The sequence below is a fragment of the Arthrobacter sp. G.S.26 genome, from assembly GCF_050847375.1.
GTDB lineage: Bacteria > Actinomycetota > Actinomycetes > Actinomycetales > Micrococcaceae > Arthrobacter.
The window spans coordinates 2,499,799-2,524,091 of sequence record NZ_CP193752.1 but is presented as its reverse complement, the minus strand read 5'-3'; the positions used below and the strand labels follow the sequence as shown (position 1 = coordinate 2,524,091).

General features: G+C 64.8%; 17 protein-coding genes. 15 read left to right on the top strand and 2 right to left on the bottom strand.

The features are described 5' to 3' along the window. Positions 1 to 48 precede the first annotated feature (48 nt). The 13 genes from ACRB8A_RS11500 (at position 49) to ACRB8A_RS11440 (ending at position 19,656) form a co-directional block, all read left to right on the top strand. Positions 49 to 1,248 (top strand): glycosyltransferase family 4 protein, encoded by a 1,200-nt coding sequence (locus ACRB8A_RS11500; RefSeq protein WP_432244739.1) that lies wholly within the window; start codon positions 49 to 51, stop codon positions 1,246 to 1,248. Positions 1,249 to 1,251: 3 nt separating this feature from the next. Continuing rightward, positions 1,252 to 2,991, top strand: a complete 1,740-nt coding sequence (locus ACRB8A_RS11495) for a glycosyltransferase family 4 protein (protein WP_432244738.1) — start codon at positions 1,252 to 1,254, stop codon at positions 2,989 to 2,991. Next, a complete protein-coding gene (locus ACRB8A_RS11490; protein ID WP_050686994.1) occupies positions 2,988 to 3,866 on the top strand; it encodes an ABC transporter permease in 879 nt (292 codons plus the stop codon). The genes ACRB8A_RS11495 and ACRB8A_RS11490 overlap by 4 nt, the downstream gene beginning before the upstream one ends. Beyond that, positions 3,853 to 4,743, top strand: coding sequence for an ABC transporter ATP-binding protein (locus tag ACRB8A_RS11485; RefSeq protein ID WP_432244737.1), 891 nt, complete (start codon positions 3,853 to 3,855; stop codon positions 4,741 to 4,743). Before ACRB8A_RS11490 ends, ACRB8A_RS11485 begins: the two co-directional genes overlap by 14 nt. Positions 4,744 to 4,745: 2 nt before the next feature. Then, positions 4,746 to 6,668, top strand: coding sequence for a glycosyltransferase family protein (locus ACRB8A_RS11480; RefSeq protein WP_432244736.1), 1,923 nt, complete (start codon positions 4,746 to 4,748; stop codon positions 6,666 to 6,668). Positions 6,669 to 6,675: 7 nt separating this feature from the next. Then, complete coding sequence (wecC, locus tag ACRB8A_RS11475) at positions 6,676 to 7,983, top strand: UDP-N-acetyl-D-mannosamine dehydrogenase (RefSeq protein ID WP_432244735.1); 1,308 nt, start codon at positions 6,676 to 6,678, stop codon at positions 7,981 to 7,983. Beyond that, on the top strand, positions 7,976 to 8,812 hold the full coding sequence (locus ACRB8A_RS11470) for a hypothetical protein (protein WP_432244734.1): 837 nt from the start codon (positions 7,976 to 7,978) through the stop codon (positions 8,810 to 8,812). The genes wecC and ACRB8A_RS11470 overlap by 8 nt, the downstream gene beginning before the upstream one ends. After that, positions 8,809 to 10,671 carry a glycosyltransferase gene (locus tag ACRB8A_RS11465; protein ID WP_432244733.1) on the top strand — a complete coding sequence of 621 codons (1,863 nt, stop codon included), beginning with the start codon at positions 8,809 to 8,811 and terminating at the stop codon, positions 10,669 to 10,671. The genes ACRB8A_RS11470 and ACRB8A_RS11465 overlap by 4 nt, the downstream gene beginning before the upstream one ends. Positions 10,672 to 10,703: 32 nt before the next feature. Then, complete coding sequence (locus ACRB8A_RS11460; protein WP_432244732.1) at positions 10,704 to 12,974, top strand: glycosyltransferase family 2 protein; 2,271 nt, start codon at positions 10,704 to 10,706, stop codon at positions 12,972 to 12,974. Between the two features lie 23 nt (positions 12,975 to 12,997). Next, positions 12,998 to 13,924 (top strand): hypothetical protein, encoded by a 927-nt coding sequence (locus ACRB8A_RS11455; RefSeq protein ID WP_432244731.1) that lies wholly within the window; start codon positions 12,998 to 13,000, stop codon positions 13,922 to 13,924. Further along, the gene (locus tag ACRB8A_RS11450) at positions 13,921 to 15,375 is read left to right on the top strand and encodes a hypothetical protein (protein WP_157370904.1); all 1,455 of its coding nucleotides are present in this window, start codon (positions 13,921 to 13,923) and stop codon (positions 15,373 to 15,375) included. Before ACRB8A_RS11455 ends, ACRB8A_RS11450 begins: the two co-directional genes overlap by 4 nt. A gap of 56 nt (positions 15,376 to 15,431) precedes the next feature. Then, positions 15,432 to 18,476 (top strand): glycosyltransferase, encoded by a 3,045-nt coding sequence (locus tag ACRB8A_RS11445; RefSeq protein ID WP_432244730.1) that lies wholly within the window; start codon positions 15,432 to 15,434, stop codon positions 18,474 to 18,476. A gap of 67 nt (positions 18,477 to 18,543) precedes the next feature. Beyond that, positions 18,544 to 19,656: a hypothetical protein gene (locus ACRB8A_RS11440; protein WP_432244729.1), complete on the top strand. Its 1,113-nt coding sequence runs from the start codon at positions 18,544 to 18,546 to the stop codon at positions 19,654 to 19,656. 30 nt (positions 19,657 to 19,686) lie between these two features. On the opposite strand, the gene ACRB8A_RS11435 is transcribed toward ACRB8A_RS11440, so the two are convergent. After that, positions 19,687 to 20,484, bottom strand: a complete 798-nt coding sequence (locus tag ACRB8A_RS11435; RefSeq protein WP_432244728.1) for a hypothetical protein — start codon at positions 20,482 to 20,484, stop codon at positions 19,687 to 19,689. A 206-nt stretch (positions 20,485 to 20,690) separates the two neighbouring features. Here ACRB8A_RS11435 and ACRB8A_RS11430 point away from each other — a divergent pair, with 206 nt between their 5' ends. Together ACRB8A_RS11430 and ACRB8A_RS11425 are read left to right on the top strand one after the other, a co-directional pair. Beyond that, positions 20,691 to 22,031 carry a UDP-glucose dehydrogenase family protein gene (locus tag ACRB8A_RS11430; RefSeq protein ID WP_050687051.1) on the top strand — a complete coding sequence of 447 codons (1,341 nt, stop codon included), beginning with the start codon at positions 20,691 to 20,693 and terminating at the stop codon, positions 22,029 to 22,031. A 129-nt stretch (positions 22,032 to 22,160) separates the two neighbouring features. Then, positions 22,161 to 23,423 carry an ATP-grasp fold amidoligase family protein gene (locus ACRB8A_RS11425; RefSeq protein ID WP_285240981.1) on the top strand — a complete coding sequence of 421 codons (1,263 nt, stop codon included), beginning with the start codon at positions 22,161 to 22,163 and terminating at the stop codon, positions 23,421 to 23,423. Between the two features lie 35 nt (positions 23,424 to 23,458). Here ACRB8A_RS11425 and ACRB8A_RS11420 read toward each other — a convergent pair whose 3' ends face one another. After that, positions 23,459 to 24,289 carry a glycosyl hydrolase gene (locus tag ACRB8A_RS11420; RefSeq protein ID WP_050687020.1) on the bottom strand — a complete coding sequence of 277 codons (831 nt, stop codon included), beginning with the start codon at positions 24,287 to 24,289 and terminating at the stop codon, positions 23,459 to 23,461. Positions 24,290 to 24,293 lie beyond the last annotated feature (4 nt).

Below are 24,293 nucleotides of genomic sequence, written 5' to 3'. Positions count from 1 at the left end.
GGAAAACCTTCGGCCTCCGGCAGGAGCGGCCCGCCGGAACCAGGCAAGTTGCAGGTCACCCTGATCACGCACTCCTACTGGCCTGAGCAGAGCCCGCCGCAGCGGCGGTGGACCGCCATGATCAAGGAGTTCTCGCACGCGGGCTGGGGCGTTGACGTCATTACACCCGTGGCGCATTACCCGTTCGGCCGGCGCCAACTGCCGCGCTGGATGTCAGGCCGGCCGTTCCACCTGCGCAACGGCCAGTTCACCGAAAAAATCATGCACGTGCCTTATCTCCGCCACGGGACCTCGCGCATCGCAAGGCTTCTGGACCAGTGCTACTCCGCTGCACTTTCGGTGCCCGCCGGAATGATGGTGCGCAAGCCCGACGTCGTCATTGTCACCGCACCCGGCCTGCCGTCGCTGGCAGCGGGTTACGCGCTGGCGAAACTGCGCCGCGTCCCGCTGGTGGTGGAAATGCGCGATGCCTGGCCGGACCTGGCCCGCGACGCCAGGGTGGTCCAGGGCAACGTCAAGAGCGTCATTGAGCACGTTGTGGACTTTGTCCAGCACCGCGCGGACCTGGTGGTTACCGTCACTGAGGGGTTCGGGGCGACGCTGCGCGCACGCGGTGTACGGAACGTCGCGACCGTGACCAACGGCATCCACCTTGAAGCCATTCCTGTCCTGGACCCGCCGCCCCTGGACCGCCCCGTCTTCGAGGCGCTGTATCTGGGCAACCACGGCGAAAGCCAGCGCCTGGACGTCGCCATCCGTGCTGCGGCGCTGGTGGGGGAGTCCATGCACCTGCACCTCGTGGGGCACGGCACCCAGCGGCCTGCCCTGGAAAAGCTCGCCCGGGAGCTTAGTGCCCCGGTAACCTTCCACGCCCCGCTCACCGGCGATGACATGTTTGCCCGGTATGCTTCGGCTGACACGTGCCTGGTATCGCTCCGGGACGACTGGAAGTCCTTCGAGACCACCGTCCCCTCCAAAACCTATGAGGTCCTGGCCATCGGCCGCCACGTGACGGCTGTGGTCCGCGGGGAGGCGGCCCGTATCATTTCAGACGCCGACGCAGGTGACATTGTGGCCAGCGATCCCAAGGCCCTCGCTGCCCTGTGGTCCGGCCTAGCGGCGGACCGCGGCCGGCTGATCCGCAACTCCGACAGCCGCCAATGGGTGAAGACGCACGCGGACTACGACCTTCTCTCGGTCCAATACATGGAAATCATCAGGGACCTCGTCTCGGAGAAGTCCGCCTGATCCATGATCCAGCTATTACGTAATGCCCGGCTGACTGCCGCAACCATCCAGCAGCACCTGCTCGAGGACCCGATGGTCCTCTTCCTGCAACTGTCCCGGCGCCTGCCTGCTGCCGTCCGCCCCCTGGCCGGCGCAGTGGTCCGCAAGTGGCCCGCCGGCTCCACAGCAGGCCTGGTGTCCTTCCTCGCGCTAGTCAGTGGCAACGACGCGGAGATGGACCGGCGCATCCGCTTGGCAGCCGCCGCGGCAATCCCGGGGCCGAAGGCCCGCAGATTGGCGGAAATTGCCCTCGCCGCCAACCGGCCCGACCTTGCGGACCTCCTGATGGACCGCGCGTGCGCAGCACGCAATGGCCGGGCGACGGCGGCCCGCAGGTTGTGGCACGACGGTGCTGTTTCAGACGCCCTGGCGGTATGGGATGGAGCGTCAGGACCGGAACCCCTGCAGCAGCGCCGGTTGAAGGCCGAAGCGGCAGTCCTGCGCGGCGCCGCCCCGGTCCTGGCCTCCGTGCCGTTCCAGCCGGTCGAGGGCAGGGTGCTGCATCTGCTCACAAACTCGCTGCCCCACACGGCCAGCGGGTACGCGCAGAGGTCGCATTCCACCCTGCTGGCCCAGCAGGCCGGCGGCAAGGAAGTGCTGGCCGTCACGCGGATGGGGTACCCCGTCCAGGTGGGCAAGGTCCTGGCCAAGGGCCAGGACGTTGTTGAGGGCATCACATACCGGCGGCTGCTGCCGGGCAGGATGGCCGCCACGGTGGACGCCAGGCTGCAGCAGCAGGCCGAGGAACTCCTGAAAGTGGCACTGGAGTTCCGGCCCGGCGTCTTGCACACCACGACGCATTACGTTAACGGCATGGTGGTCCGTGCGGTTGCTGATGCCCTGGGTATTCCGTGGGTCTACGAAGTGCGGGGCCAGCTGGCTGATACTTGGGCCTCTGTCCGCGGGCCGGAAGCCCGGGAGAGCGAGAAGTACCGCCTTTTCAGCCAACGCGAGCGGGAGGCCATGCTGTCCGCCAGCCTGGTGCTGACCCTCGGCGAGGCCATGAAATCGAACATCGTGGCGGCAGGCGTGCCGGCGGCGAAGGTGCTGCTGATGCCGAACGCAGTCGGCGGGGATTTCCTTGACGAACCCCGCAGCCAGGCCGATGCCCGGCGTGAGCTGGGTCTCCCGGTGGCCGGCCAATACGTGGGCACAGTCTCCAGCTTGGTACCCTATGAAGGGATCCACGAGCTGATGCAGGCCTTTGTGCTGCTGGCCGGGGACCATCCTGACCTTAATCTGCTCATCGTTGGCGACGGCGTATCCACTCCGTCCCTCCGCGCGCAGGCGGAACAAAGCGACTTCGCGGACCGCATCATCTTTACCGGCCGGGTCCCGCAGAAGCTTGCGGTCCGCTATCACCAGGCACTCGACATTTTCGCCGTGCCCAGGAAGGACCTTGAGGTTACCCGCTCCGTTACGCCCTTGAAGCCCGTCGAGGCCATGGCCTGTGCCAGGCCTGTGGTTGCCACAGACCTGCCCGCCCTGCGGGAGATTGTGGAACCCGGCGTCACAGGCCTTCTGACGGAACCCGGAAACCCCGGGGCGCTGGCCGCCGGACTGCGCACCCTCCTGAATGACCCCGGGCTGGCCGCGGAACTGGGCCGGGCCGGGCGCGAACGGGTCCTGAACGAACGAACGTGGGCAGCCAACGCTGCCGCCCTGTCAAAAGAGCTGGAAAAACTGGGAGTCACCAACGGATGAGCATTGAAGAAAAGACGGAGATGCCCGCGGTCACTGTCCCCATCAACCTCAAGCGGCTCACCAGGATCGGGCAACGCCCCGATTTCCTTGACTACCTGGTGCAGTTGTGGGACCGCCGAAGCTTCATTTTCTTCGACGCCCGGGCAAGGGTTCAGAGCGGCAACGAAAAGAACCTCCTCGGCAGCGCCTGGCTGGTCCTGACTCCTGTCCTGTCCGGCCTGACGTTCTACCTGATCTTCGGGCTGCTGCTGAACACCAGCCGCGGCATCGAAAACTTCATCGGCTACCTGATCATCGGGGTTTTCACCTTCCAGATGAGCACCAGGGCCATCGTGGCCGGGGCCAAATCCCTGACCGGCAACACGGCCATGATCCGGGCGTTCCAGTTCCCGCGGGCTTCGCTGCCCATCGCCATCAACGTCCGCGAACTGCTGTCCAACGTTCCGGTCACCATCGTGATGCTGCTCTTCGTGATCTTCACGGCACCGGCAGAAGAAATCACCTGGCGCTGGTTCCTGGTGCTGCCGGCCATCTTCCTGCAGTTCATGTTCAACCTCGGTATCGGCATGCTGCTGGCACCTCTGGTCCTCAAGATCCCCGACGTCGGCATGCTGCTGTCGTTCCTGATGCGCCTCTGGATGTACGCCTCGGCGGTCTTTTTCTCGGACCACCGGTTCGATAACTACCCGGTCATCAAAACCATCATGGATTTCAACCCGATTTACCTGGTCATCAAAAGCATCCGCAACTCCGTCCTGTACGCCACCAGCCCTTCACTGCGCGACTGGACGGTGCTGGCGCTGTTTGCCGCCGTGGCAGTAGCCGCCGGACTCCTGGTGTTCTGGCGAGGAGAGGAATCCTATGGACGCGTCTAGAAACCCCGGCATCCACCTGGCCGAGCCCACCGTCGTCGTTGATGACATTTCTGTGGTGTACCGCACCAAGCAGCAGTCGGGGAGCAGGACCACGTCCCGCACCTCCATGCTCGGCGCCCTCCGCAAAGGCAAGGCCACCAGCAGCCCGGTCCGCACCACCGCGCTCAAGAACGTGTCCTTTGTGGCCAACCAGGGTGACTCCATCGGGGTGATCGGCCGCAACGGGTCCGGCAAGAGCACCCTGATGAAGGTCCTGGCGGGCCTCATCATCCCTGATGCCGGAACGGTCTATGCAGCCAGCAATCCCATCCTCCTGGGCGTCAACGCCGCTCTCATCTCCTCCATCTCAGGGGCCCAGAACATCCGGCTGGGCTGCCTGGCCATGGGGATGAGCCACGCGCAGATTGACGCGAAGTTCAACGACATTGTTGAAATGTCCGGGTTGGAAGATGAGATCTACCACCCCATGAATTCCTACTCCTCCGGCATGGGAGCGAGGCTCCGCTTTGCCATCGCCGCGGCCGTGGATCCTGAGATCCTGCTGGTGGATGAAGCCCTCAACACCGGGGACGCCCAGTTCAAGGAGCGTTCCAAGGCCCGGATGAAGCAGGTCACCAGCCAGGCAGGAACCGTCTTCATCGTCAGCCACAGCATCGAGACCATCGTGTCCACGTGCAACCGGGCTTTCTGGATCGACAAGGGCGACTTCATCATGGATGGCACCCCCAAGGACGTTGCCAAACAGTACAAAAGCTTCATCTGGCGCATCAACGAAGGCAACGCCGACTACGGCCGCAAGATCCGGGCCGAACTCATGGCCAGCCTGCCTGCCATGCGGACCACGCTCCTTCCCAACGGCTGGAAGCGGTCCAGGTAACCATGGGACTACGTAACCAGGCGGCTTACTGGCGCCGCGCACTGTGGCACGCCCGCCGGGGCGGCCTGCAGCAGGCCAGGAGCTACCTTCACCGGAGCTCACCGGAGCGGGATGAGGCAAGCCTTGCCGGCGTCCGGGGAGCCGAAGGGTCCTGGCGCGGTTTCGGCAGCAAACGCCGGCTCGTTTTCCGGGAGGCGCCGCCCGCCGTTAAGGCACCGCGGCGACCAGACCTGCACGTAGGCATCATCATGGATGACTTTTCGGCTGCGGCCTTCGCCTCCGAATGGTCGGTGCTGGCCATCAGCCCGCAGGACTGGGAGTCCCAGCTCCGTGATAACCGGCTTGATTTTGTTGTTGTCGAATCCGCGTGGGCCGGAAACGGCGGCTCGTGGCGGGGCAAGATCACCGGCACTGACGGCCCCTCGACTGCCCTGGTGGGATTTGTTGCGGCATGCCGGAGCGCCGGCATACCGTCCGTGTTCTGGAACAAGGAGGATCCGCCGCACTATGACGACTTCCTCCCCGCTGCCCGGCTTTTTGACCATGTCTTCACCACTGACGCCAACAAGCTGCCCGACTACCACAGGGACCTGGGGCACCAGCGCGTGTCCGTGCTGCCATTCGCTGCCCAGCCGAGGATCCACAACCCGGTTCGTCCGCACCATGGGTGGCATGCCCGGAACGTCGCCTTCGCCGGAATGTACTTCGCACACAAGTACGAGGACCGCCGTCGCCAGATGGACTACCTCCTCGGCGCCGCAGCCGACGTGGCCGCCGGGACCAAGTCCGGCTTCGAAATCTTCTCCCGCCAGCTTGGCAAGGAAACCCAGTACCAGTTTCCCGGCGACCTGAAGAAGCACGTGGTGGGATCGCTCAGCTATCCGCAGATGCTCACGGCCTACAAGGCGTACAAGGTTTTCTTGAACGTCAATTCCGTCACCGATTCGCCGTCCATGTGCGCCAGGCGGATCTTCGAGATCACGGCGGCGGGCACCTGCGTTGTGTCCAGCCCCAGCGAAGCGATCGAAGCCTTCTTCCCGGACGGGGAAATCCCCGTCGCTTCGTCCCGCGACGAGGCCGTGCAACTGTTGAAGGCCATCGACACCAACCCGGACTATTCCCAGCGGCAGGTGCATAAAGCGCAGCGCCGGATCTGGTCCGGCCATACCTTCAGCCACCGGGCCGCCACCATTGCTGCCGCCGTCAGGGCGGACCTGGCGGTCCCTGCGCCCCGCCCCCGGATTTCCGCGCTGGTATCCAGCTTCCGCCCCCACCAGCTGGAGCACGTGATCAACGGCGTGGCGGCGCAGCAGGGAGTGGACGTCCAGCTGGTGTACCTGGCCCACGGGTTCGACGTCGATGAGCGGCTTTTCCGGGAACGGTGCAATGAGGCGGGCCTGGCGGATGCCGTCCTCCTGCATCAGCCGGAAAGCACCCCGCTGGGGGCATGCCTGAATGCGCTGGTCGAGGGTGCGGACGGCGAGCTGGCCACCAAGTGGGACGACGATGACCTGTACGCGCCGCTGTACCTCGGGGACCTCGCCCACGCCATGATGTATTCCGAAGCAGCAATTGTGGGCAAGCGGGCACATTACATGCACCTGGCCGGGCCCGATGCGACCATCCTTCGCAACCCGCAGCTGGAGCACCGGTTTGTTACCGCCGTCTCCGGGCCCACGATCTTCGCGGCCCTGGACACGTTCCGCCGTTTTCCGTTCCAACCGGTGCAGACCGGCGAGGATACGCAGTTCCTCCGCGACGCGGTGGAAGCCGGCGCCGGGATCTACTCCGCGGACCGGTTCAACTATTGCCAGATGCGCGGGCGTGACGCTGCCTCGCATACCTGGTCCATCACCAACGACCAGCTGATGGCGTCATCAAAGATTCAGTTCTTCGGCCCGCCCGAAGACCACATCGTAGTTTAGGGGAACCATGCAGACGACAGTTTATGACCTGGCAGTGATCGGACTTGGCTACATCGGGCTGCCCACCGCAGCCATCTTTGCCGCCAAAGGCAAACTGGTGGCCGGGGTGGACGTTAAGCAGGCCACCGTTGACGCTGTAAACCGCGGCGAAGTCCCGTTCGTTGAGCCTGATATGGGCGTTGTTGTCTCCGGCGCTGTCAGCCTGGGCAACCTGGTGGCCATGACCGAGGTTCCGCACGCCAACGCCTACATCATTGCCGTTCCCACGCCCCTGGCCGAAGGCAAAGGGGCTGACATGTCCTACCTCACCAGCGCCGTGGAGGCACTGGCCCCGAAACTCCGCGGCGGCGAACTGGTCATCCTGGAATCGACGTCACCGCCAGGCACCACCGAACGGCTGGCCGCACACCTGGCCCGGGTCCGGCCGGACCTGTGGTCCGGCGCCGGAGAAGGCGCTGCCCAGGTCCACGTGGTGCACTCACCGGAACGCGTGCTTCCCGGCAGGATCATGATCGAGATGGCAACGAACGACCGTGTCATCGGCGGCCTCACCGACGAGGGCGCGCAACTGGCCAAGAAGCTGTACGAAGTCATCTGCCAGGGCGAAATCCTCCTCACCGATGCCACCACGGCCGAGATGACCAAACTGGTGGAAAACACCTTCCGCGACGTGAACATTGCGTTTGCCAATGAGTTGTCGGTGATCTGCGACAAACTTGGCATCGATGTATGGCGGCTCATCGAACTCGCCAACCACCACCCCCGGGTCAACGTGCTGCGCCCCGGCCCAGGCGTGGGTGGGCACTGCATTGCCGTGGATCCGTGGTTCATCGTTGACGCCGCACCACAGGAGTCCGGCCTGATCCGCACCGCCCGCGAAGTCAACGACGCCAAGCCCCACCACGTGGTGGACCGCGTGACCGAACTCCTCACCGACCGGGAAAGCGCCACGGTGGCCGTACTCGGCCTGGCCTTCAAGGCCAACATCGACGACGTCCGGGAATCCCCATCCATGACGATCGTCCAGGAACTCGCACGCAGACTGCCGCTGGCCACCATCCTCCCGGTGGATCCCCATGTCGAAGATCTTCCTGCCGCCCTGAAAAACACCGGAATCACCGCAATGCATTCCCTCCCTGAGGCATTGGCCGCGGCCGACGTTGTCCTGCTGCTGGTTGACCACGACCAGTTCCTCGCCGTCACACCGCAGGACCTCGAGGGCAAGCTGGTCATCGACACCAAGGGAATCTGGAACGACAGGCAGGCTGCAGTCCCGGTGCAGCCCGTCCTGGCGGGCGCGGACTCCGTTGGTTAGGGACAATAAGGCCGGCACGGTTACCGCCGACCTGGCGGCCATCGGCATCCAACTCAAGGCTGTCCACGGGCCCCGAACGGCGTCCGGGCTGGTCAGCGTCGTCATCCCTGCAGGCTCCGCAGCCGAACTCGACGTGGCAGCAACCGCCGCGTCCCTCCTGGCGTCTGCCTGCCAGGATTTCACGGCGGCGATCGTCGGGGTGCCCGGGACCGGTATGGCCGGTACCCGGGCGTGGCTCGGTTCTGACGCCAGGTTCAGCTGGCAGCCCGGCCCCCGCACGGGCCTGCATGACCCGACCTACACCCTGGTTCTGCCTGCGGGCACCAGGTTGGGAACCTTCTCCATCGAAGCACTCGTGGATGCAGCCCAGGCCACAGGAGCCCAACTGATCCGAGCCCTGGTGGACGGCCGGACTGATTCCGTCGAATTCTGGGACAGCGCAGTGCTCAACAAGACCAACACCGGTGGAGATCCGGAAAAGTCGGTCCGGGCCGCCGGGGGAGAACGGTGGGTTTCGGGAAGCTCCGTTGGCGTCCATGACTTCCGGCAACCGGCGCCGCGCCTGCATCTGCGAAAAGGGGCTGCTGGCCGCCATGACCTGACAGTCCTGGTCCGGGACGCCACTGACGCCGCCGTCCGGGCGGACTACGAACAGCGCATCAGGCAGCTTGAAGCCAAAGTAGCCAGGGCGGAAGCTGACAGCCGTCGGCTGGAAGCCGGAACCTCCCGGCAGCGGGGCGCTGCGCGGCTTGCAGCGGTTGCCCGGCGGGGTCCCGGCTACATCACCTCCCGGGCTAAAGCCATGCTCGGGCGGGCGCGCAACTCATGAAGCTGGACAGCGTCGCCGTCGGCTTCGGGACTGCCCGCATCGCGCCCGTCATGACAGCACTCGGGCTGGACTACGCCGCTACGCCCTGGCAGCGGCGCGATAGTGGCGACGCCGGGAACTGGCACCATGACGTACCCCTGGACAGGCGCTGGTGGGGCACCTACCTGGTCCGGGCCCGCTCCCTGGCTGAAGCGCGCAGCCTGCTCCCACTGCTCCGCAGCGAGGGCAAAGCCCAACGGTTTGTCCTGGTGATCGAAGGCCACGCCCCCCACCAGGACGCCGCCGCCTGGACCAGCAGGCATTTGGCAACCAAGGCGCAGGCCGCCGGCCGGATTGTGCCTGGCCTGGGCTTCGCTACGGTCATCGAAGGCGGAAAATGGGTTCCCATCCACGCCGCAGCCACCGCTGCCCTGGCCGGAGCTGGCCCTGCCGGACCCGTGCCGGTGCTGGGTGGAATCCGCGCCGGTGTGCTGGAACCCGGCGACCGTAACTGGCTCGCGGGGGACACCCTGGCAAGCCTGGTAACCCCTGACATGCTTAATCCGGAGGACGATGACATCTTCGCCGTGGACGTCATCGTGGGGCAGCTGCCCCGGCCATTGCCGAGGATTGAAGGGCGGGCAACCCCGCAGGCCTGGGTCCCGCGCCCCCACGACCTGCCTCCGGTCGACACTGCAGTCATCAGCCCCCAAGGGTTCAACCCCTTCGCCGACGGCCCGGTCGTTGACCTCGCGGCAGGAGCAAGCCCGGACGCCGTGGCCCTCACCGGTCCTGAGCTGGCTTCACTCCGGAACGCTGCCTACGTCAGCATCGACGGAACACATTTCGCCGCCATGGACCGGGCCTTGGCCCTGCGGCTGGCGGAACTGAGCGTTGCCGGCGTTCCCTTGCTGGCATCGCACCTCTCCGCCGGGGTGGAAGCCATGCTCGGTGACACGCTGGTCCGCCGCATCGCCGCATTCGATCCCGCGGACCCGCCCGTGCAACGGGAATCAAAATCAATCGAGCTCCGGCGCGCCGCCATCGAGGAATTCGCCCCGCGCCAGCGCTGGAACCGCGTCCTGCAGGGCTTGGGTCTTCCGCTGGCGGCCGAGCCGACGGTCAGTGTCCTCCTTGCCACCAGAAGGCCCGACAAGGTGGGATCCGCCCTGGCGCAAATAGCCCGGCAGTCCTGGCAACAGCTCGAGGTGGTCCTGGTCCTGCATGGTTTCGACCAGGAGGACCCCGCCGCCCAACAGGCCATTGCCGGCTACCAGGGCCAGCTGACTGTTCTGTCGGTGCCCTCCCAAACGATCTTCGGCGACGTCCTGAATGCAGGAACCAAAGTTGCCGCGGGTGACTACCTCACAAAGATGGACGACGACGACTGGTACGGACCGGACCATATCCGGGACCTTGTGCGCAGCGCCGAGTACAGCGGTGCCCAGCTGGTGGGGGCACAGGTTGAATTCGTCTACCTGGAGGCACTCGACATCACCACCCGCCGGCCGCCGCTGGGGGAGCAGTACTCGGACCACGTTGCCGGCGGCACCATGCTAATGCGGCTCGACGACCTTCGCCGGCTGGGCGGCTGGCGCCCGGTCCACCGCGCTGTTGACCGTTGCCTGCTGCAGGCCGTCCTTGCAGCCGACGGGCTGATCTATCGGTCCCACGGGCAGAACTATTTGATGCACCGGCATTCCGCCGTTGACAGCCATGGCGGGCATACCTGGAACCCGGACGACAGCACCTTTTTGCAAAGCGTTGCCGAACAGTGGGACGGGTTTGTTCCGCCGCCCCAGATTCAGGCCGGCCCGCAGGCCTTTGCTGGCCGCAGCGCAAACTTTTCGAGCTACTTCAGTACTGATAACAGGGGATGAGCAACATCACTTCTCAAAAGACCAATCAATCGTTGGGCTCAAAGATTCCGGTCCGGCAGTTCATTCGCCGCTTCGGCAGGCTTTCCGGCCAGAAGAAGATGGCGGTTCTTGCGGGCGTCCTCCTGTTTGTGGTGAGCATTGCCGCTGCCTATTTCCGTGCCCCCGTGGTGCTCATTGCGGCGCTCATCCTCCTGTTCCTCGGCGGCACCGCAGCGGCGCTGAAGGTGGACGCGCTGCTGAAGGGTGCGCGGACTGCTGCCCGGCGGAGCGCCCTGGCCCTGCAGGCAGTCCCGGCCCCGGCTCCGGCGCCGGCGAAAGCCTCTTTCGGCACCGATTCCGTCTGGGCCACTGACGCCAGACTCACGCCGGCAAAACTGGTGCAACGGCTCACCAAGCTCAGGTCACTCGACGGCCGCGACATCCTGGTCAGGATGGTGACCAACGGCCAGTGGAACTGGAAGGACCTGGAAACCGCGCTGGAAATGTACCGCCAGGGCGGACCGGCAAAGAAAAAGGCCACCAAGGTCCTGGACTCAACCGTCAAGATCCGGCTGCTCCTGATCGCCGACCTTTGCTACCGCCAGAATCTCCGGGCCGATGACATGCTCAACGCCGTCACCATTTACCGGTTTGTCTACCAAAAGCTTGGGGCAGCCCCCTTCAAGGGCAAAAAACGCGGCGAGTTCTACCTGGACGCACTGTCGCAGACCGGCAGGGGCGACCAGACCCTCAAGTTCCAGGGCCTGTACGACGCGGAGAAGCTGAACCCGACCGACCTGCACCTGTTCCGTGCCAACGCCAAGAACCCGTTCCGCCACCAAAGCCACACCGGCGAGGAATGGCTGGCTGAGATCAACGCGGTCTACGAATCCGCAGGACTCGCCACCATAGCGCTGCGCACGGGCTCCGGACCGGCTTTCGCCAGGCTCGCGGCCACTGCCGTGGACGCAGTGGAGACCGGGCCCCTCGTCACCGTGGTTATGCCTGTTTACCGCCCGGACGAGTACACCGATCTCGCGATCCAGTCGGCGCTTGACCAGAGCTACCGCAACCTCGAAATCATCATCGTGGACGACGGTTCCGGCGACCCGTACACCCAGAGGCTGGACAAATGGGAAACAGCCGACAGCCGGATCCAGGTGATCCGCAATACGCCCAACTCCGGCGCCTACACCTCACGCAACATCGGCTATTCCCTCGCGACCGGCCAGTTCCTCACCATCTTCGACGGCGACGACTGGCAGCACCCGCAGAAAATCGAGATGCTGGTGGCTGCCGCCGTCGAACGGACCGACAACCGCCTTGTTTCCGCCCCCTGGGCACGGGCGGACCAGGACCTGATGTTCCACTACCGCGGCTGGCGGGGCGCCTACGTAACACCGGCGCACGTCTCGGCGATGTTCCCCGTGGACGTGATCCGGGAAAAGCTGGGTTTCTGGGACACGGTTCGGAAGGCAGCCGACACCGAATTCATCCTCCGCTACAGGATGCTGGTCAGCCGTGAGGAACCGCTGGAAGTCACCAACGTTCCCCTGACCCTCTCACTGGTCGGCGCCAGCAACCTCTCCATGGACGATTTCAGGCTGGGTTACCGGTCTCCGGACCGGGTAGCCTACAGGTCCGCCTACGAGCACTGGCACGAGAAGGTGGAACAGGGCGAACACAGCGGCTTTATGACCTTCGAACCGGGCGTCAGGTGTTTCCCCGCTCCGGCGAAGTTCCTGCCCGTCCGCGGCGGAACCCTTGCCCTCGGGGTCCTGGTGGTGGGCGATTTCGCCGCGCCGGAGCCCATGGCGGCCCCGCTTTGGAACGCCGTACGGGACGCCCGGGCGGAGAACCAGCGGGTGGGCGTGATGCACGTGCCAAGTATCATCAACACCCTCTCCATCGACGCTTCCTTCCCGAAAACCACCATGGAGGAATTCGACGCGGGCACCCTGCACCGCGTCGAAATCACGGACGCCGTATCCTCCGCTGTGGTCCACATCTTTGACCCGACGGCATTCGAATACACGCGTGAGCTGCGCAGCGGGCAGTCCGCGGAGTCCGTCGTCGTCCACGCATCTGCCTCGCCCTACAACCGCGCAAAGCGGGAACAGCGGTACTCAGTCGGAGTGGTGTCCCGCAACGTGGAGAAGATCTTCGGCGCGCCCGTCCGGTGGACGGCAGCCGAGCAGGAAGTCTACGAAGCGATCGGGAAGAACCTTGCGCGGGCCTCAGACCTTGAACTCGTTCCGTACGCTGAGCCGGAGTTCGAAGACGAAGCTTTCCGCCCGGACCACCAAACGGCTGTGACAGCATGACCAACCAACCAGGGGAATCACCAATGACTGACCACGACCCCGGCGCCTGGGATGAGGCGCACAACGCTCCGATCCTTTCCTGGCATCCCGAGTCTGCCCCGGAGCAGCTCCCCGACCACCCTGTGCACCTTGTTGTTGAGCCCAGCGAACCGGGAAGATTGCACGGCCGGATGCTCTACGAACCGTTCGACAGCGGCACCCTCATCGTTTCCCTGCATGGGGCGCTGAACCGGGGACGGTTCAAAGTGCCCAGGTTTGAGTGGCGCCGGACCCTGAACCAGGTGCAGTGCGCCCGCCTGTACCTTTCCGACAGCACGCTGGAACAGAGCGGTTCGCTGGAGATCGGCTGGTACATCGGCAGCGCCCAGCAGGACCTGATCTCCGAATACGCCGAGAGTGTCCGGGCCATTGCCCGGAACGGCGGATACACCCGGGTGATGTGCGTCGGCAGCAGTGCCGGCGGGTTCGGCGCCCTGGCACTCTCCCGGCAGATTGCCGGCTCGGCCGCTGTGGTGTTTTCGCCGCAGACGTCCATCGCCGGGTATCTCCCAAGCCACAAAAGGGCCCTGACGGCTGCTGCGTTCAAGGACCGTGGCTCGCTCAACGACATCGAAGCGGAATTCGGTGAACGCGTGAACATGCGTAAGCTTTATAAGGCCTCAGCGGATACCAACTACGTCCGCTTTGTCCAGAACACCCGGGACCGGTTCCACTTCGAGGCGCACTACGCACCCTTTGCCCTTTCCTTGGGCGTGGATCCGGACACCGGCGGATCCACGCCCGACGGCAGGATCAGTTTCCACGCTGAACGCCAGGAGGAAGGGCACGCCCCACCGTCCCGGGGCCGCTTCCTCAAGCACATCGACGACGCACACCAGCAATTCTTTGGCACGAACCTCACCATCATTCCGGCCGAAGCACTTCAAGGAAAGGACCTGGGAAATCGATGATGTCTTCAACATCTGACGAACGGGCCATTGGCAACCAGGGCGGCGTGTACTTCCGCAACGGCTTTGTGATCACAGAATCCGGCCGCCAGGTCCCGGCCCGGCCGGGCTGGCAGCATGCTGTCCTGGGCGGACTGCAACTCCTGACCCACCCTGATACTTCCGTCACGGCAGGCTCCGCCCACGGAATCCACGTCGCCATCCTTGGGTCCGCTTTCGACCCCGAGCGTGCAGTGTTCGCGGAATCAGCAGTCCTGGAACAGTTGCTCGACGATATCCAGCACGAGGACGCCTTCTACGCGACGCTGGACCGGCTTGCCGGACGTTTCGCCCTCGTCGTCCACTCGCCCGCGGGCACCGAAATCTACCAGGATGCCATGGGATCCCGGTCGGTGTTCTACTCAGCAGCCGGCCCGGCTGTGGCGGCGTCGCATGCTGAACTGGTCCGCGAAGCCATCGGTGCCAATTTCGCCGACTTTTTTGTCCCGTTCATCATGTCCAAAAACTACGTCCAGCGGGACGTCAAGTACCTGCCCGGCGTTGCTTCCCCCTACGAAAACGTCCTGCAGCTCACCCCGAACACCAAACTCCACCTCACGGAACAGCGCCCCGAACGGTTCTGGCCGCGGGAAGAGGCCGGCGAACAGATCGGCAACGAGGACGCAGCCGCCGTCCTTGTAGGACACCTGGAGGGAATGGCCGCGTATCTGAAGCACCGCGCCTCCCGGCCCGTTCTCGGGCTCACAGCGGGCACCGACAGCCGTGGCGTCTTCGCCGCCGTGAAGGACCTGAACCCTTACGTCTTCACCTACGTCCGCAGTGAAAAAGGCAACGTCGTCAACTCAAAGGATGCCAGGATTGCGGGCGAGCTCGCCCAGCAGTACGGGGTGCACGCCCATGTGTGGGGCATCCCCAACCGGTTGACGCTGAACAACGCCGACGACGTGTTTTCGCACGCCTACAGGCTCGCCACCGCCTACTACCGCGGTGCGGGATCCGCATGGCTCGCCGAACTGACGAAGTCCGCGGTTGAAGTTCCCGACGGCCTGTTCGTCCGCGGGTTCGGCGGCGAGGTCATGCGCGGCTTCTACCAAGGCACCATGAACCAGGTCAGCGGCGTCAGCGTCCGCCAGCTCGCCAACGCCTACGACGTCAACTCCGGATCAAACGTCACCCGCAACCTCTTCGGTGACATGATGGACCGCACCTCGTTCACCACCGAACGGCTGGCGGGCTACGACCCGAACGATATTTTCTACTGGGAGCACCGTATGGGCACCTGGGGCAGCGTATCCCTGACTGAAGCCGACCTCGCCATGCCGGCGATGGTGGGATACAACTCGCGGAACCTGTTCAAGGCGTTTATGCGTCTCAGCGGACCGGACCGGCTCTCGCGGGTAGCCTTCGACCTGGCCACCAATGCCCTTGCGCCCAAACTCGCGGCCGTGCAGTAGCACCAACCGCCGCTCCGGCGCCCACCCATCATCGCCGAACGAAGGAAATGCATTACGTGAGCACACCTAAGGAATCCCTGGCCCCGATCGCGGTACGCGGTCAGCGCCTCGTCGATACCCAGGTATTTGACGCCGAGTACTACGCCGCCGAGTGCGGGCGGGACTTTGAGTCGAAACGCGCCGCTGTAAGGCATCTGGTCCAGTTCGGCATGAAGGCCGGCTTGAGTTTCCACCCCCTGTTTGACCTCGGCATGTTCCCCTTGCACCTGCGGGAAGCCTACAAGGCCGGAAACGTCGAGGCGCTCCTGACCTACCTGAGGAGCCAGCAGTCCCGCGAGCACCGCTGGTCCTGGCTGTTTGACCCTTCGCTCTTCACGGATCCGGCCGACGAAGGCTCCCTGCTGCTGTCCCGGTTCCGGGCAGGCCGCGACCGGGAACTGCCGGCACCGGACAAGCTGATCGGTGCGGCGCCCGGCTGGCTGGATGCGCGGGCACTGGTCATCGCCCACGCCAGGAACGCCAAGCAGATCGAACTCGGCAAAAAGCCGCTGCGGCGGACCACCTGGTCCGCCATCGAAGAAGACGTGTGGCTTGCCAGCATCGACGACGTTCCGGCACCGGCTGAGGGCGGTGAACCCGCTGTCAGCATTGTGATGCCTGCCTGGAACCGCGCCCTGGTGATCGAGGAAGCCATCGACTCCGTCCGCCACCAAAGCCTTGGCGCGTGGGAACTGATCGTGGTGGACGACGGCAGCACCGACGGAACCCAGGACGTGGTCCGTGCGCTCTCCGAAGCCGACCCCCGCATCCGCCTCGTGGAAGCCGACCATCAGGGAGTCTGCGCCGCCCGTAACCGCGGCATCGACGAAGCACGGGGCGAATTCCTCGCCTTCCTTGATTCCGACAACACCTGGCGGCCGGACTTCCTCAAGAACATGCACGCCGGCCTGTCCGTGGAAGGCAGCCTCGCCGCCTACTCCGCGGTGAGGATGCTCAACGATCGGGAAGAATACACCGGGCAGATCATCACGGCCGAGAAGCTCCTGGTCCGCAACTACGTGGACCTGAACGTGCTGGTGGTCCAGACGGCCCTTGTCCGCAAGCTGGGTGGCTTCGACGCGTCCCTGCGCCGCTGGGTGGACTACGACCTGGTCCTGCGGATCACGGAAACAGCCACGATTGAGTACTTCCCCTTCATCGGCTGCGACTACGTGGATGACCACAACGAGGACCGGATTACCCGGCGCGAGTCGGCCAACTGGGAATTCGCCGTGCTCGGCAAGAACCTGCAGAACCGGTTTGTGCCCGATCTGGCTGACCAGCGCACGGATACCCCTGCCGTCTCCGTGATCATGCGCGTTACGGACAGTATCGACCTGGCCGTCCGCAGCATCCGCCAGATCCAGGAATCGGATGACGCGGACGCCGTGGAACTGATCGTCGTGGACGAAGTTCCGGGCTTCCGCACGTCCCTCCGGCTCCGGACCGCTCTTGCCGGCATCGCGCACCTCAAGTACCTCAAGCTTCCCCGCCGCTACACGCCGGCCATCGCCAACAACATCGCTTCGGCACACGCCACGGCGCCGAACCTGGTGTTCCTGCGGGAAGGCGTGGAACTCCGGGCCGGCGCCGCCGGAAAACTTGCTGACCGGCTGGCGGACGCCGCCGTCATCGGCGCCCAACCCCTCCTGACCGACGGCGTGGGTGTTGTAGTGTCCGGCGGCGGAGTTTCCCACCGGAACAGCCTGGCGATTCCCCTGTTCAAGGGGCTGGCCATTGACGATGCCCGCCGACACAATGGCCTACACCTGGACGAGTTGGCGCCGGCGGCTTTCTGTGTCCGGGCAACTGACTTCGAGCGGCTGGGCCGGTTCACCAACGTCTTCGCCGGCGACGCTGCCATCATCGACTTCCTGCGCCGCCTCAAAACCGGCTCGGACGGGGACTTCGTCTGCGCCGGCGAGGCCCTCGCCGTGGACCACGCCGCCGACTCCTACACTGAAGAAGCTGCCCTCACCGCCGGCGACGCGGAATGGCTGTCCGCCGGCACCGGACCCGTCCGCAGCCTGGCAGCGCACTACGGCGACCTTGGACTCCTTGTTGACGCGGTGGTTGCCCCCCGGCACCCAAGGCTCCAGCCGGCGTCGGCCGTTGTGTCACGGGCCGCCGCCGCTGAAGCCGAAGTGGCAGAACCACGCCTGCGGTGGGCCATCAAAATCGGTGCCGACTTCAGCTCAGGCGGCGACCGGTGGGGCGATGTCCCTTACGCCGCGGATCTGGTTGAAGCGCTCCAGGCACTGGGCCAGGATGCGCTGGTGGACCGCGCAGGAGCATTCTCGCGGCCGTCCAACCACCTGGACGATGTGGTGCTGGTGATCCGCGGGCTGGTCCGCTGCGAACCGCAGCCGGGTAAGACCAACGTCCTGTGGGCCATCAGCCGGCCGGACCTGATCACCAGGGATGAGCTGCTTGGGTTCGACATTGTTTTCGGCGGGTCGCGGATCTGGTGTGAGCACGTATCCAGCGAGTGGGGCATCAACGCCCACTACCTTCCCCAGGCGACGAACCCCCGGCGTTTCCACCCGGATGCCGCGAAAGCCGGCGCCACACAATACGGACTGACATTCGTGGGCGGCCCCCGCAAACCCATTGGCCGCAAAATTGTTGCCGACTGCGTGGGGCTGGGCAAGGACGTGAGCGTCTGGGGTCCGCGGTGGGAGCAGTTCATCCCCGCTGGGATGGTGGCTGACGACTACATTTCCAACGATGACCTGGCGGGCCTTTACGGCTCCTCGGCAGTGGTGCTTAATGACCACTTCGAGGACATGGCCCGCTGGGGGTTCGCCAACAACCGGCTCTACGACGCTGTGGCGTCCGGTGCCAGGGTCATCAGCGACGAGGTAGACGGGATCGCCGAGATCTTCGGCGGCGCTGTCCGGACCTACACCACGGTGGAAGAACTGGAGCAGGTCCTGGCCGATCCGGACGGGTTCCCCGATGACGCGCAGATGGCAGCCATCAGCCAGCGGATCCGCGACGAGCACAATTTTGATGCCAGGGCCGCCACGCTGCTGAAGGCAGTGCGCGCCAAACGAAACTAAGCACCCGCGGGCGTGGCAGCGCCACGCCCGCACCGATTCAAACGGTACCAATGGAGGTAGCCCGCGGATGGACAGCACGACCCCCACGATTTCGCATGTGTTTATTTCGCAGGCCCACCTCCTGAGCTACGGCGGCTCCGAAATGGTCACCCTGGAACTGGCTGAGCATTTCGCGGCCGCCGGCAGCAAAGTCACCATCGGTACCTGGAGCATCGGGCCGCCCGTGATGTCGCACCTGTCCGGCCGGCCCAACATCGCCTGCTTCGACCTGGACGATCCCAGACTGGATGAACGGCTTGCCAGCGACCCGCCCGGGCTCGCCTGGATCCATCACCAGTTGGTGCCGGGTTATCTCCTGAACCATCCGGAACACACATCGTTTGTGTTCAACCACATGTCATCGGTCCATCCGCTGGAGATGTCCTGGTCGGCAGGGATGGAGGCCCGGCTCGCCGGGCTGCACCTGTACAACTCACCGGAGACCCTCGACCTGCACCGCTCCAGTGGCTCCGCCGCCGGTTTTGACGCCGACCGGATGATGGTGTTCGCGAATCCTGCCCCGGATGCCTTCAGCCAGGCCGTGCCCGGCGAACGGGGACTGAAGCGACGGTTCGGCATCGTCTCCAACCACGTGCCGGCGGAACTGGCGGAACTCTTTGACGCCCCGCCTGCCGGTATCGAATTCCAGCCCATCGGCACCGGCGGCCTAAAGGACTCAAAGCCCCTCCGGGTCACGCCCGGGACCTTCGCGGGCCTGGACGGCGTCATCACCATCGGCAAGACCGTCCAGTACGCCTTGCTCGCCGGCGTCCCTGTCTACTGCTACGACAAGTTCGGCGGTCCAGGCTGGTTGGGGCCGCAGAACTTCGACGCCAGTGAATACCACAACTTTTCGGGCCGCGGGTTTACCCGCAAGGACACCGCCGCCATTGCCGGGGAATTGGTTTCGGGATTCGACGACGCCGCCACTTTCGCCGCCGCGACCAAGGAAGCGGACGACGTCGGCCGGTTCAGGTTGTCCGAGGCCGTGGGTAAAGTCGTGGGAAAGGCTCTGGCGGGGACCGGTACGCGTCCGGCCCTGGACCGGACCGAGATCGATGCGCACCTGCGGCAGCAGAAAGTGGTGGGCCACTACGCCCGGAACTGGCTCCGGTTGCTCCGCAGGACGGCTGCAGGATAGCGCGCGGGGCCGGCCGCGCCGGCGGAAAGCCTAGGCCCCGTTCAGCTCCAGCATCACGGGGATGATGTGGTTGACCGGGAGCGGGTTGTGGCCGGCGGCCTCGCTGCTGAAGAAGCGGACCTGCAGCCCCGGCTTACCGATGTCTTTGTTCACCATTCCCTTGATCATCGGCGCGATATGGTGCTCGATGTGCCACGGATCGTAGGTGTTGACCATGATGATCCCGTGCGGGATGTACTGCTCGCTGTCAAAAAGGGCAGCGATGCTGAAACGGTGCGCGTGGTCCCGCTGGATGCTCATGTTGCTGACACCGAGCCAGCCCGCCTCCAGGACCCTGGACAGTTCACGCACGTCATGGAAGCGCAGGAGTTCGGTCTGCGGATTCATGGCCAGCACTTTCGCACCGCGGATATGGGTGGCAAGGACCAGGGAAACGAACCCGCCGCCCGAGGAGCCAAAGAACAAGGCATCGTGGTTGGCGATGCCGAAGTGGGCGAACAGCTTCTCAAGGTAAGCGGCAATTGTTTTTGTGTAGTCCACCCAGCGCGAGCCAAGGAACCAGCCGATCTGGATGTCATCGGCGAGGTCAAGGGAAGGATCCGCCATGGAGATTCCGATCCCGTCCAGCTCGGAAAACATCCGGATCCGCTGGAAATACGGGTGCGGCTGGTCTGCACGCTTGAAGAAGCCAGGGGAGATGACATAGGCCTTCCTCGCCGCCGATGGCCGGAAGTAAAAGTTCAGCTCGAATTTACCGAAATCCACGGCGTACCACCCCGCTTCGGTCAGCAGGTGATAGTCCGCGGGCGCTATCTGAATCTTCTCCACCGGAGCAGTATAGGACGCAGCGGCAGGCTGCCGGCCCCCGGTGGGCGGTGCCCCCGGCAACATGACGTTAACCACCACGGCGGCAACAGATGGGGAGCATTCCCGGCCCTGACGATATAGTGGACGCGTTTGGTTGCGTCGTTTGCATGCAGCAGGAACCTGAACTCTTTCAAGAATTTACCGCGGCAACTGGGGGACTAGTGACACTGAAACTTACCGTTATCGGGACGGGATACCTTGGCGCGACCCACGCGGCCTGCATGGCTGAGCTGGGATTCGAAGTCCTCGGCGTTGATGTCGACAAGGAAAAAATCGACAGCCTCAGCAGGGGCGAACTGCCCATCCACGAGCCTGGCCTGCCGGAGCTCCTGCGCAAGCACACCGAGTCCGGACGGCTCCGGTTCACCACGTCCTTTGAAGAGGCCGGCGCCTTCGGCGATGTCCACTTCATTGCCGTCGGAACCCCCCAGCGCGCCGGTGAGCACGCCGCGGACATGACCTACGTCGACGCTTCCGTCTCCGCGATTGCCCGCGCCGCCACCAAGGATTCCCTCATCGTGGGCAAGTCGACAGTACCTGTCGGATCGGCCCGCCGCCTCAAGGCGCTGGCTGCAGAGGAAGCGCGCGACGGCGTCAGCGTCGGTTTTGCGTGGAACCCGGAGTTCCTGCGTGAGGGCTTCGCCGTGGAAGACACACTGCGGCCGGACCGCCTGGTCATCGGGTCCGATTCTGCCGCGGCAGAGGCCATCCTGCGCGAAGTCTATGCGGATGCGCTCAGCCGTGAGACGCCCTTCATCTCCACCGACTTCGAGACGGCTGAGCTTGTCAAGGTTGCAGCCAACGCCTTCCTGGCCACCAAGATTTCCTTCATCAACGCCTTCTCCGAAGTCACGGAAACTGTGGGCGGCAACATCCGGACCCTGGCTGACGCCATTGGCCTTGATGCCCGCATTGGCCGCAGGTTCCTCAACGCCGGCATCGGTTTTGGCGGCGGCTGCCTGCCCAAGGACATCCGCGCCCTGCAGGCCCGGGTCTCCGAGCTGGGCCTCGACTCCACCATGCGATTCCTGAATGAGGTCGACGAAGTCAACCTCCGCCGCCGCGACCGTGCAGTCCACGTTGCGGAGACTCTCCTGGGCTCCCTCGAAGGCAAGCGCATCGCTGTCCTCGGCGTGGCCTTCAAGCCCAACAGCGACGACGTCCGCGACTCGCCCGCCCTGGACGTGGCGGCACGGCTCTTCAACAGCGGGGCTGACGTCAGCGTCTACGATCCGGCAGCCAACGCCAACGCCGCCAAGCGCTACCCCCGGCTCAACTACGTGGACAGCCTCGCCTCAGCGGTGGACAGCGCCGATCTCGTGATGCTGCTGACCGAGTGGTCGGAACTGGTCTCCGTGGATCCCGCGGAGCTCGCCAAGGCCGTTGCGCATAAGCGTATGTTCGACGGCCGCAATGTATTGGACCACGGCACATGGAACGCCGCCGGCTGGGACATTGTCTCGCTGGGCCACAAGAGTGAGCTGCTGGACCTGGCTGCCGCCAACTAGGACTGACTGCAGTAATAAAGGCGCCGGCGGGATGCAACATTCCCGCCGGCGTTTTTGCTGTGCTCCCGGGTCAGCGACAGCCTTGCGCGTGACATGCAAGGCAACAGTCCACTTGGATAGGATTCAGAAATGACTTCCGGCAGCCTGTATCTATCCCTCATGCGGCAGCGTTTCGACATGTTCAACGATCCTGCAGCTGATCCCGTCCCGTGGGAGCTGGACGACAAGGACACGGCTTACAACTACGTCACCGCGGCCGGTTACGCGGTGCCGAGGTATGCGAAGGTTGGCACCGCAGCAGAGGCCCTGGCGGCCGGTGAGGGCTTCGGGCCCCGCTTTGTGGTCAAACAACCCAACCAGCACTCCACCAAGGGCATCTACGTGCTGGAGCCGCTGGGCGGCGGGCAATACCTGGAGTTGCTGAGCCTGCGGACGCTGACCGCGGAGGACCTCGTGCCGTTGGGACGCCCGCCCGCCTATTGGCTCGCGGAGGAATGCATTGATTCCGGCATTGCGGGCAAGCCCCTGCCCTTCGACTACAAAATCTATGCCTTCCGGGGCCGGGTCACCCACGTCAACCAGATTGACCGGAACGTCTCACCGCCCAGGATGGCTTTTTTTGACGGGGCGTTTCTCCCGCTCGAGCGGGACAGGGACTACACCATCGACGAGCAGCGCTGGCTGCCCGAAAACCACGTTGTTCCCAGGCACGCCGGGGCCATGCTGGAAATGGCCGCCGCCCTTTCAGCGGGGCTTGATACCCGGTTTGTGAAAGTCGACTGCTACGACGGGCCGGACGGACCCGTCTTCGGTGAGTTCACGTTCGCGTCCGGAGGCGATGACACAGGCATGGTCCGCTACAGCAGCCGGATCCTTGATTTCCTGGACCGCTCGATGGCGGGCGAGGATGTGCCGGCGCTGTCAGGCTTCGACATTGACCTGCCGGTGTTCCGTGCATCGTTGGACCGCAAACCAACAGTGACAGCCCACCCCACGCTGTACTCGACCATGTCAGCAGCCGCCGTCCAGGGGGACAGGCGCTATCCCACGGTCCTCAGCGGGAACCTGGCGCCAGGAAAGTCCCGCCCGGTTTTTGTCCTGGCGGCACATCTGATCGGCTACCTGAACGGGGACGGCAGCCGGGCGTTCGCCGTCCAGCAACTGGTGCGGAGCAGTGCCGGTCCCATCACGGGCACCGGCCGGCTCCAGGAATTCGAAGCGAAAGCCCTCGGGTTCCATGAGCCGCGGGCCCAAGGAAACCTGTGGCACACGGCACGCGCTGCGGAAGTCCGGCTCGCGGCCGGTGACGGTTCAGCCCTCGATGTCCTGCGCGGGCTGGCGGCGGACGGGTACGCCCACGCGCAGCGGGTTGTGGCCCGCTACGGGGCGTAACCGCAGTTCCGGTGCAGCCCGCGCCAATCAGGCCGCTACAGCGCCGCCCAGAGCCTGCCAGTGCTTGTGAGCGTCCCGTCGCTCTTAAAGATGGTTGAGCACCCCATTTTGATGTCGCCCGCCGGCCGGGTCTTCCACGCGAAGCGTTCAATGAAGGGCATGGCACGCATCCCAGCCACCGTGGCACGCATGAAGTCCTCGGTCTCGGCCCGGCTGTACTTGCACGGGTTGGCCGCCGTGGCGCCCCAGTCTGCAACGGCGTACTCGGTGACCCAGATCGGCTTGCCGTACTTGTCGTGGAGCATGTTGAGTTTGTTCAGAAAATCCGTGGCGTTCGGCCAGGCATAGATGTGCATGGTGATGAAATCCACGCGGAGGCCCTTGTTCTTGGCTTTTGCCATAAAGTCGGCCAGCCAGGGGCTGCTGGGTGCCACCGTGGCCGGCGACCCCAGGCGCAGGCCCGTGGCCTGCAGCTTCGGCCACAGGCTGATGGCCTTGTCCACGCTCATGTTGGCCTGGGCAGTGACATCCGGCTCATTGAAACCGAGCAGGTGCTTGGTGTTCGTCTGGGCCAGCTGCCGGGTCACGATCCCGATGGCGTCCTGGTCGAGCACAGCGGCGTTCCGGATCATGGGAACGAAGGGCGGGGCGAAGAAATTGGCCCGGGAACCCCACGAGTAGTGCCATTTCAGGTTCAGGCTTTTGAGCTGCTGCGCAGCGAGCGCATCCTTGCCCGACAACCCGAATCCCTTCAGTCCGGTGGTGGTGGACGTGGCGGCCTGGGCGGGCTGCGCGTTAGCGGCGAGCAGTGCGCCCGGGACGGCAGCAGCAGCGAGGGGCAGTTTTAAAAAATGACGTCGTTCCATTGGG

What these genes read in the sequence shown, in the direction of transcription:
- ACRB8A_RS11490 (WP_050686994.1), top strand. Translation starts at nt 2,988, where the DNA reads ATGAGCATTGAAGAAAAGACGGAGATGCCCGCGGTCACTGTCCCCATC.
- ACRB8A_RS11440 (WP_432244729.1), top strand. Translation starts at nt 18,544, where the DNA reads ATGGACAGCACGACCCCCACGATTTCGCATGTGTTTATTTCGCAGGCC.
- ACRB8A_RS11485 (WP_432244737.1), top strand. Translation starts at nt 3,853, where the DNA reads ATGGACGCGTCTAGAAACCCCGGCATCCACCTGGCCGAGCCCACCGTC.
- ACRB8A_RS11420 (WP_050687020.1), bottom strand. Translation starts at nt 24,289, where the DNA reads ATGGAACGACGTCATTTTTTAAAACTGCCCCTCGCTGCTGCTGCCGTC.
- ACRB8A_RS11455 (WP_432244731.1), top strand. Translation starts at nt 12,998, where the DNA reads ATGACTGACCACGACCCCGGCGCCTGGGATGAGGCGCACAACGCTCCG.
- wecC (WP_432244735.1), top strand. Translation starts at nt 6,676, where the DNA reads ATGCAGACGACAGTTTATGACCTGGCAGTGATCGGACTTGGCTACATC.
- ACRB8A_RS11450 (WP_157370904.1), top strand. Translation starts at nt 13,921, where the DNA reads ATGATGTCTTCAACATCTGACGAACGGGCCATTGGCAACCAGGGCGGC.
- ACRB8A_RS11465 (WP_432244733.1), top strand. Translation starts at nt 8,809, where the DNA reads ATGAAGCTGGACAGCGTCGCCGTCGGCTTCGGGACTGCCCGCATCGCG.
- ACRB8A_RS11495 (WP_432244738.1), top strand. Translation starts at nt 1,252, where the DNA reads ATGATCCAGCTATTACGTAATGCCCGGCTGACTGCCGCAACCATCCAG.
- ACRB8A_RS11480 (WP_432244736.1), top strand. Translation starts at nt 4,746, where the DNA reads ATGGGACTACGTAACCAGGCGGCTTACTGGCGCCGCGCACTGTGGCAC.
- ACRB8A_RS11425 (WP_285240981.1), top strand. Translation starts at nt 22,161, where the DNA reads ATGACTTCCGGCAGCCTGTATCTATCCCTCATGCGGCAGCGTTTCGAC.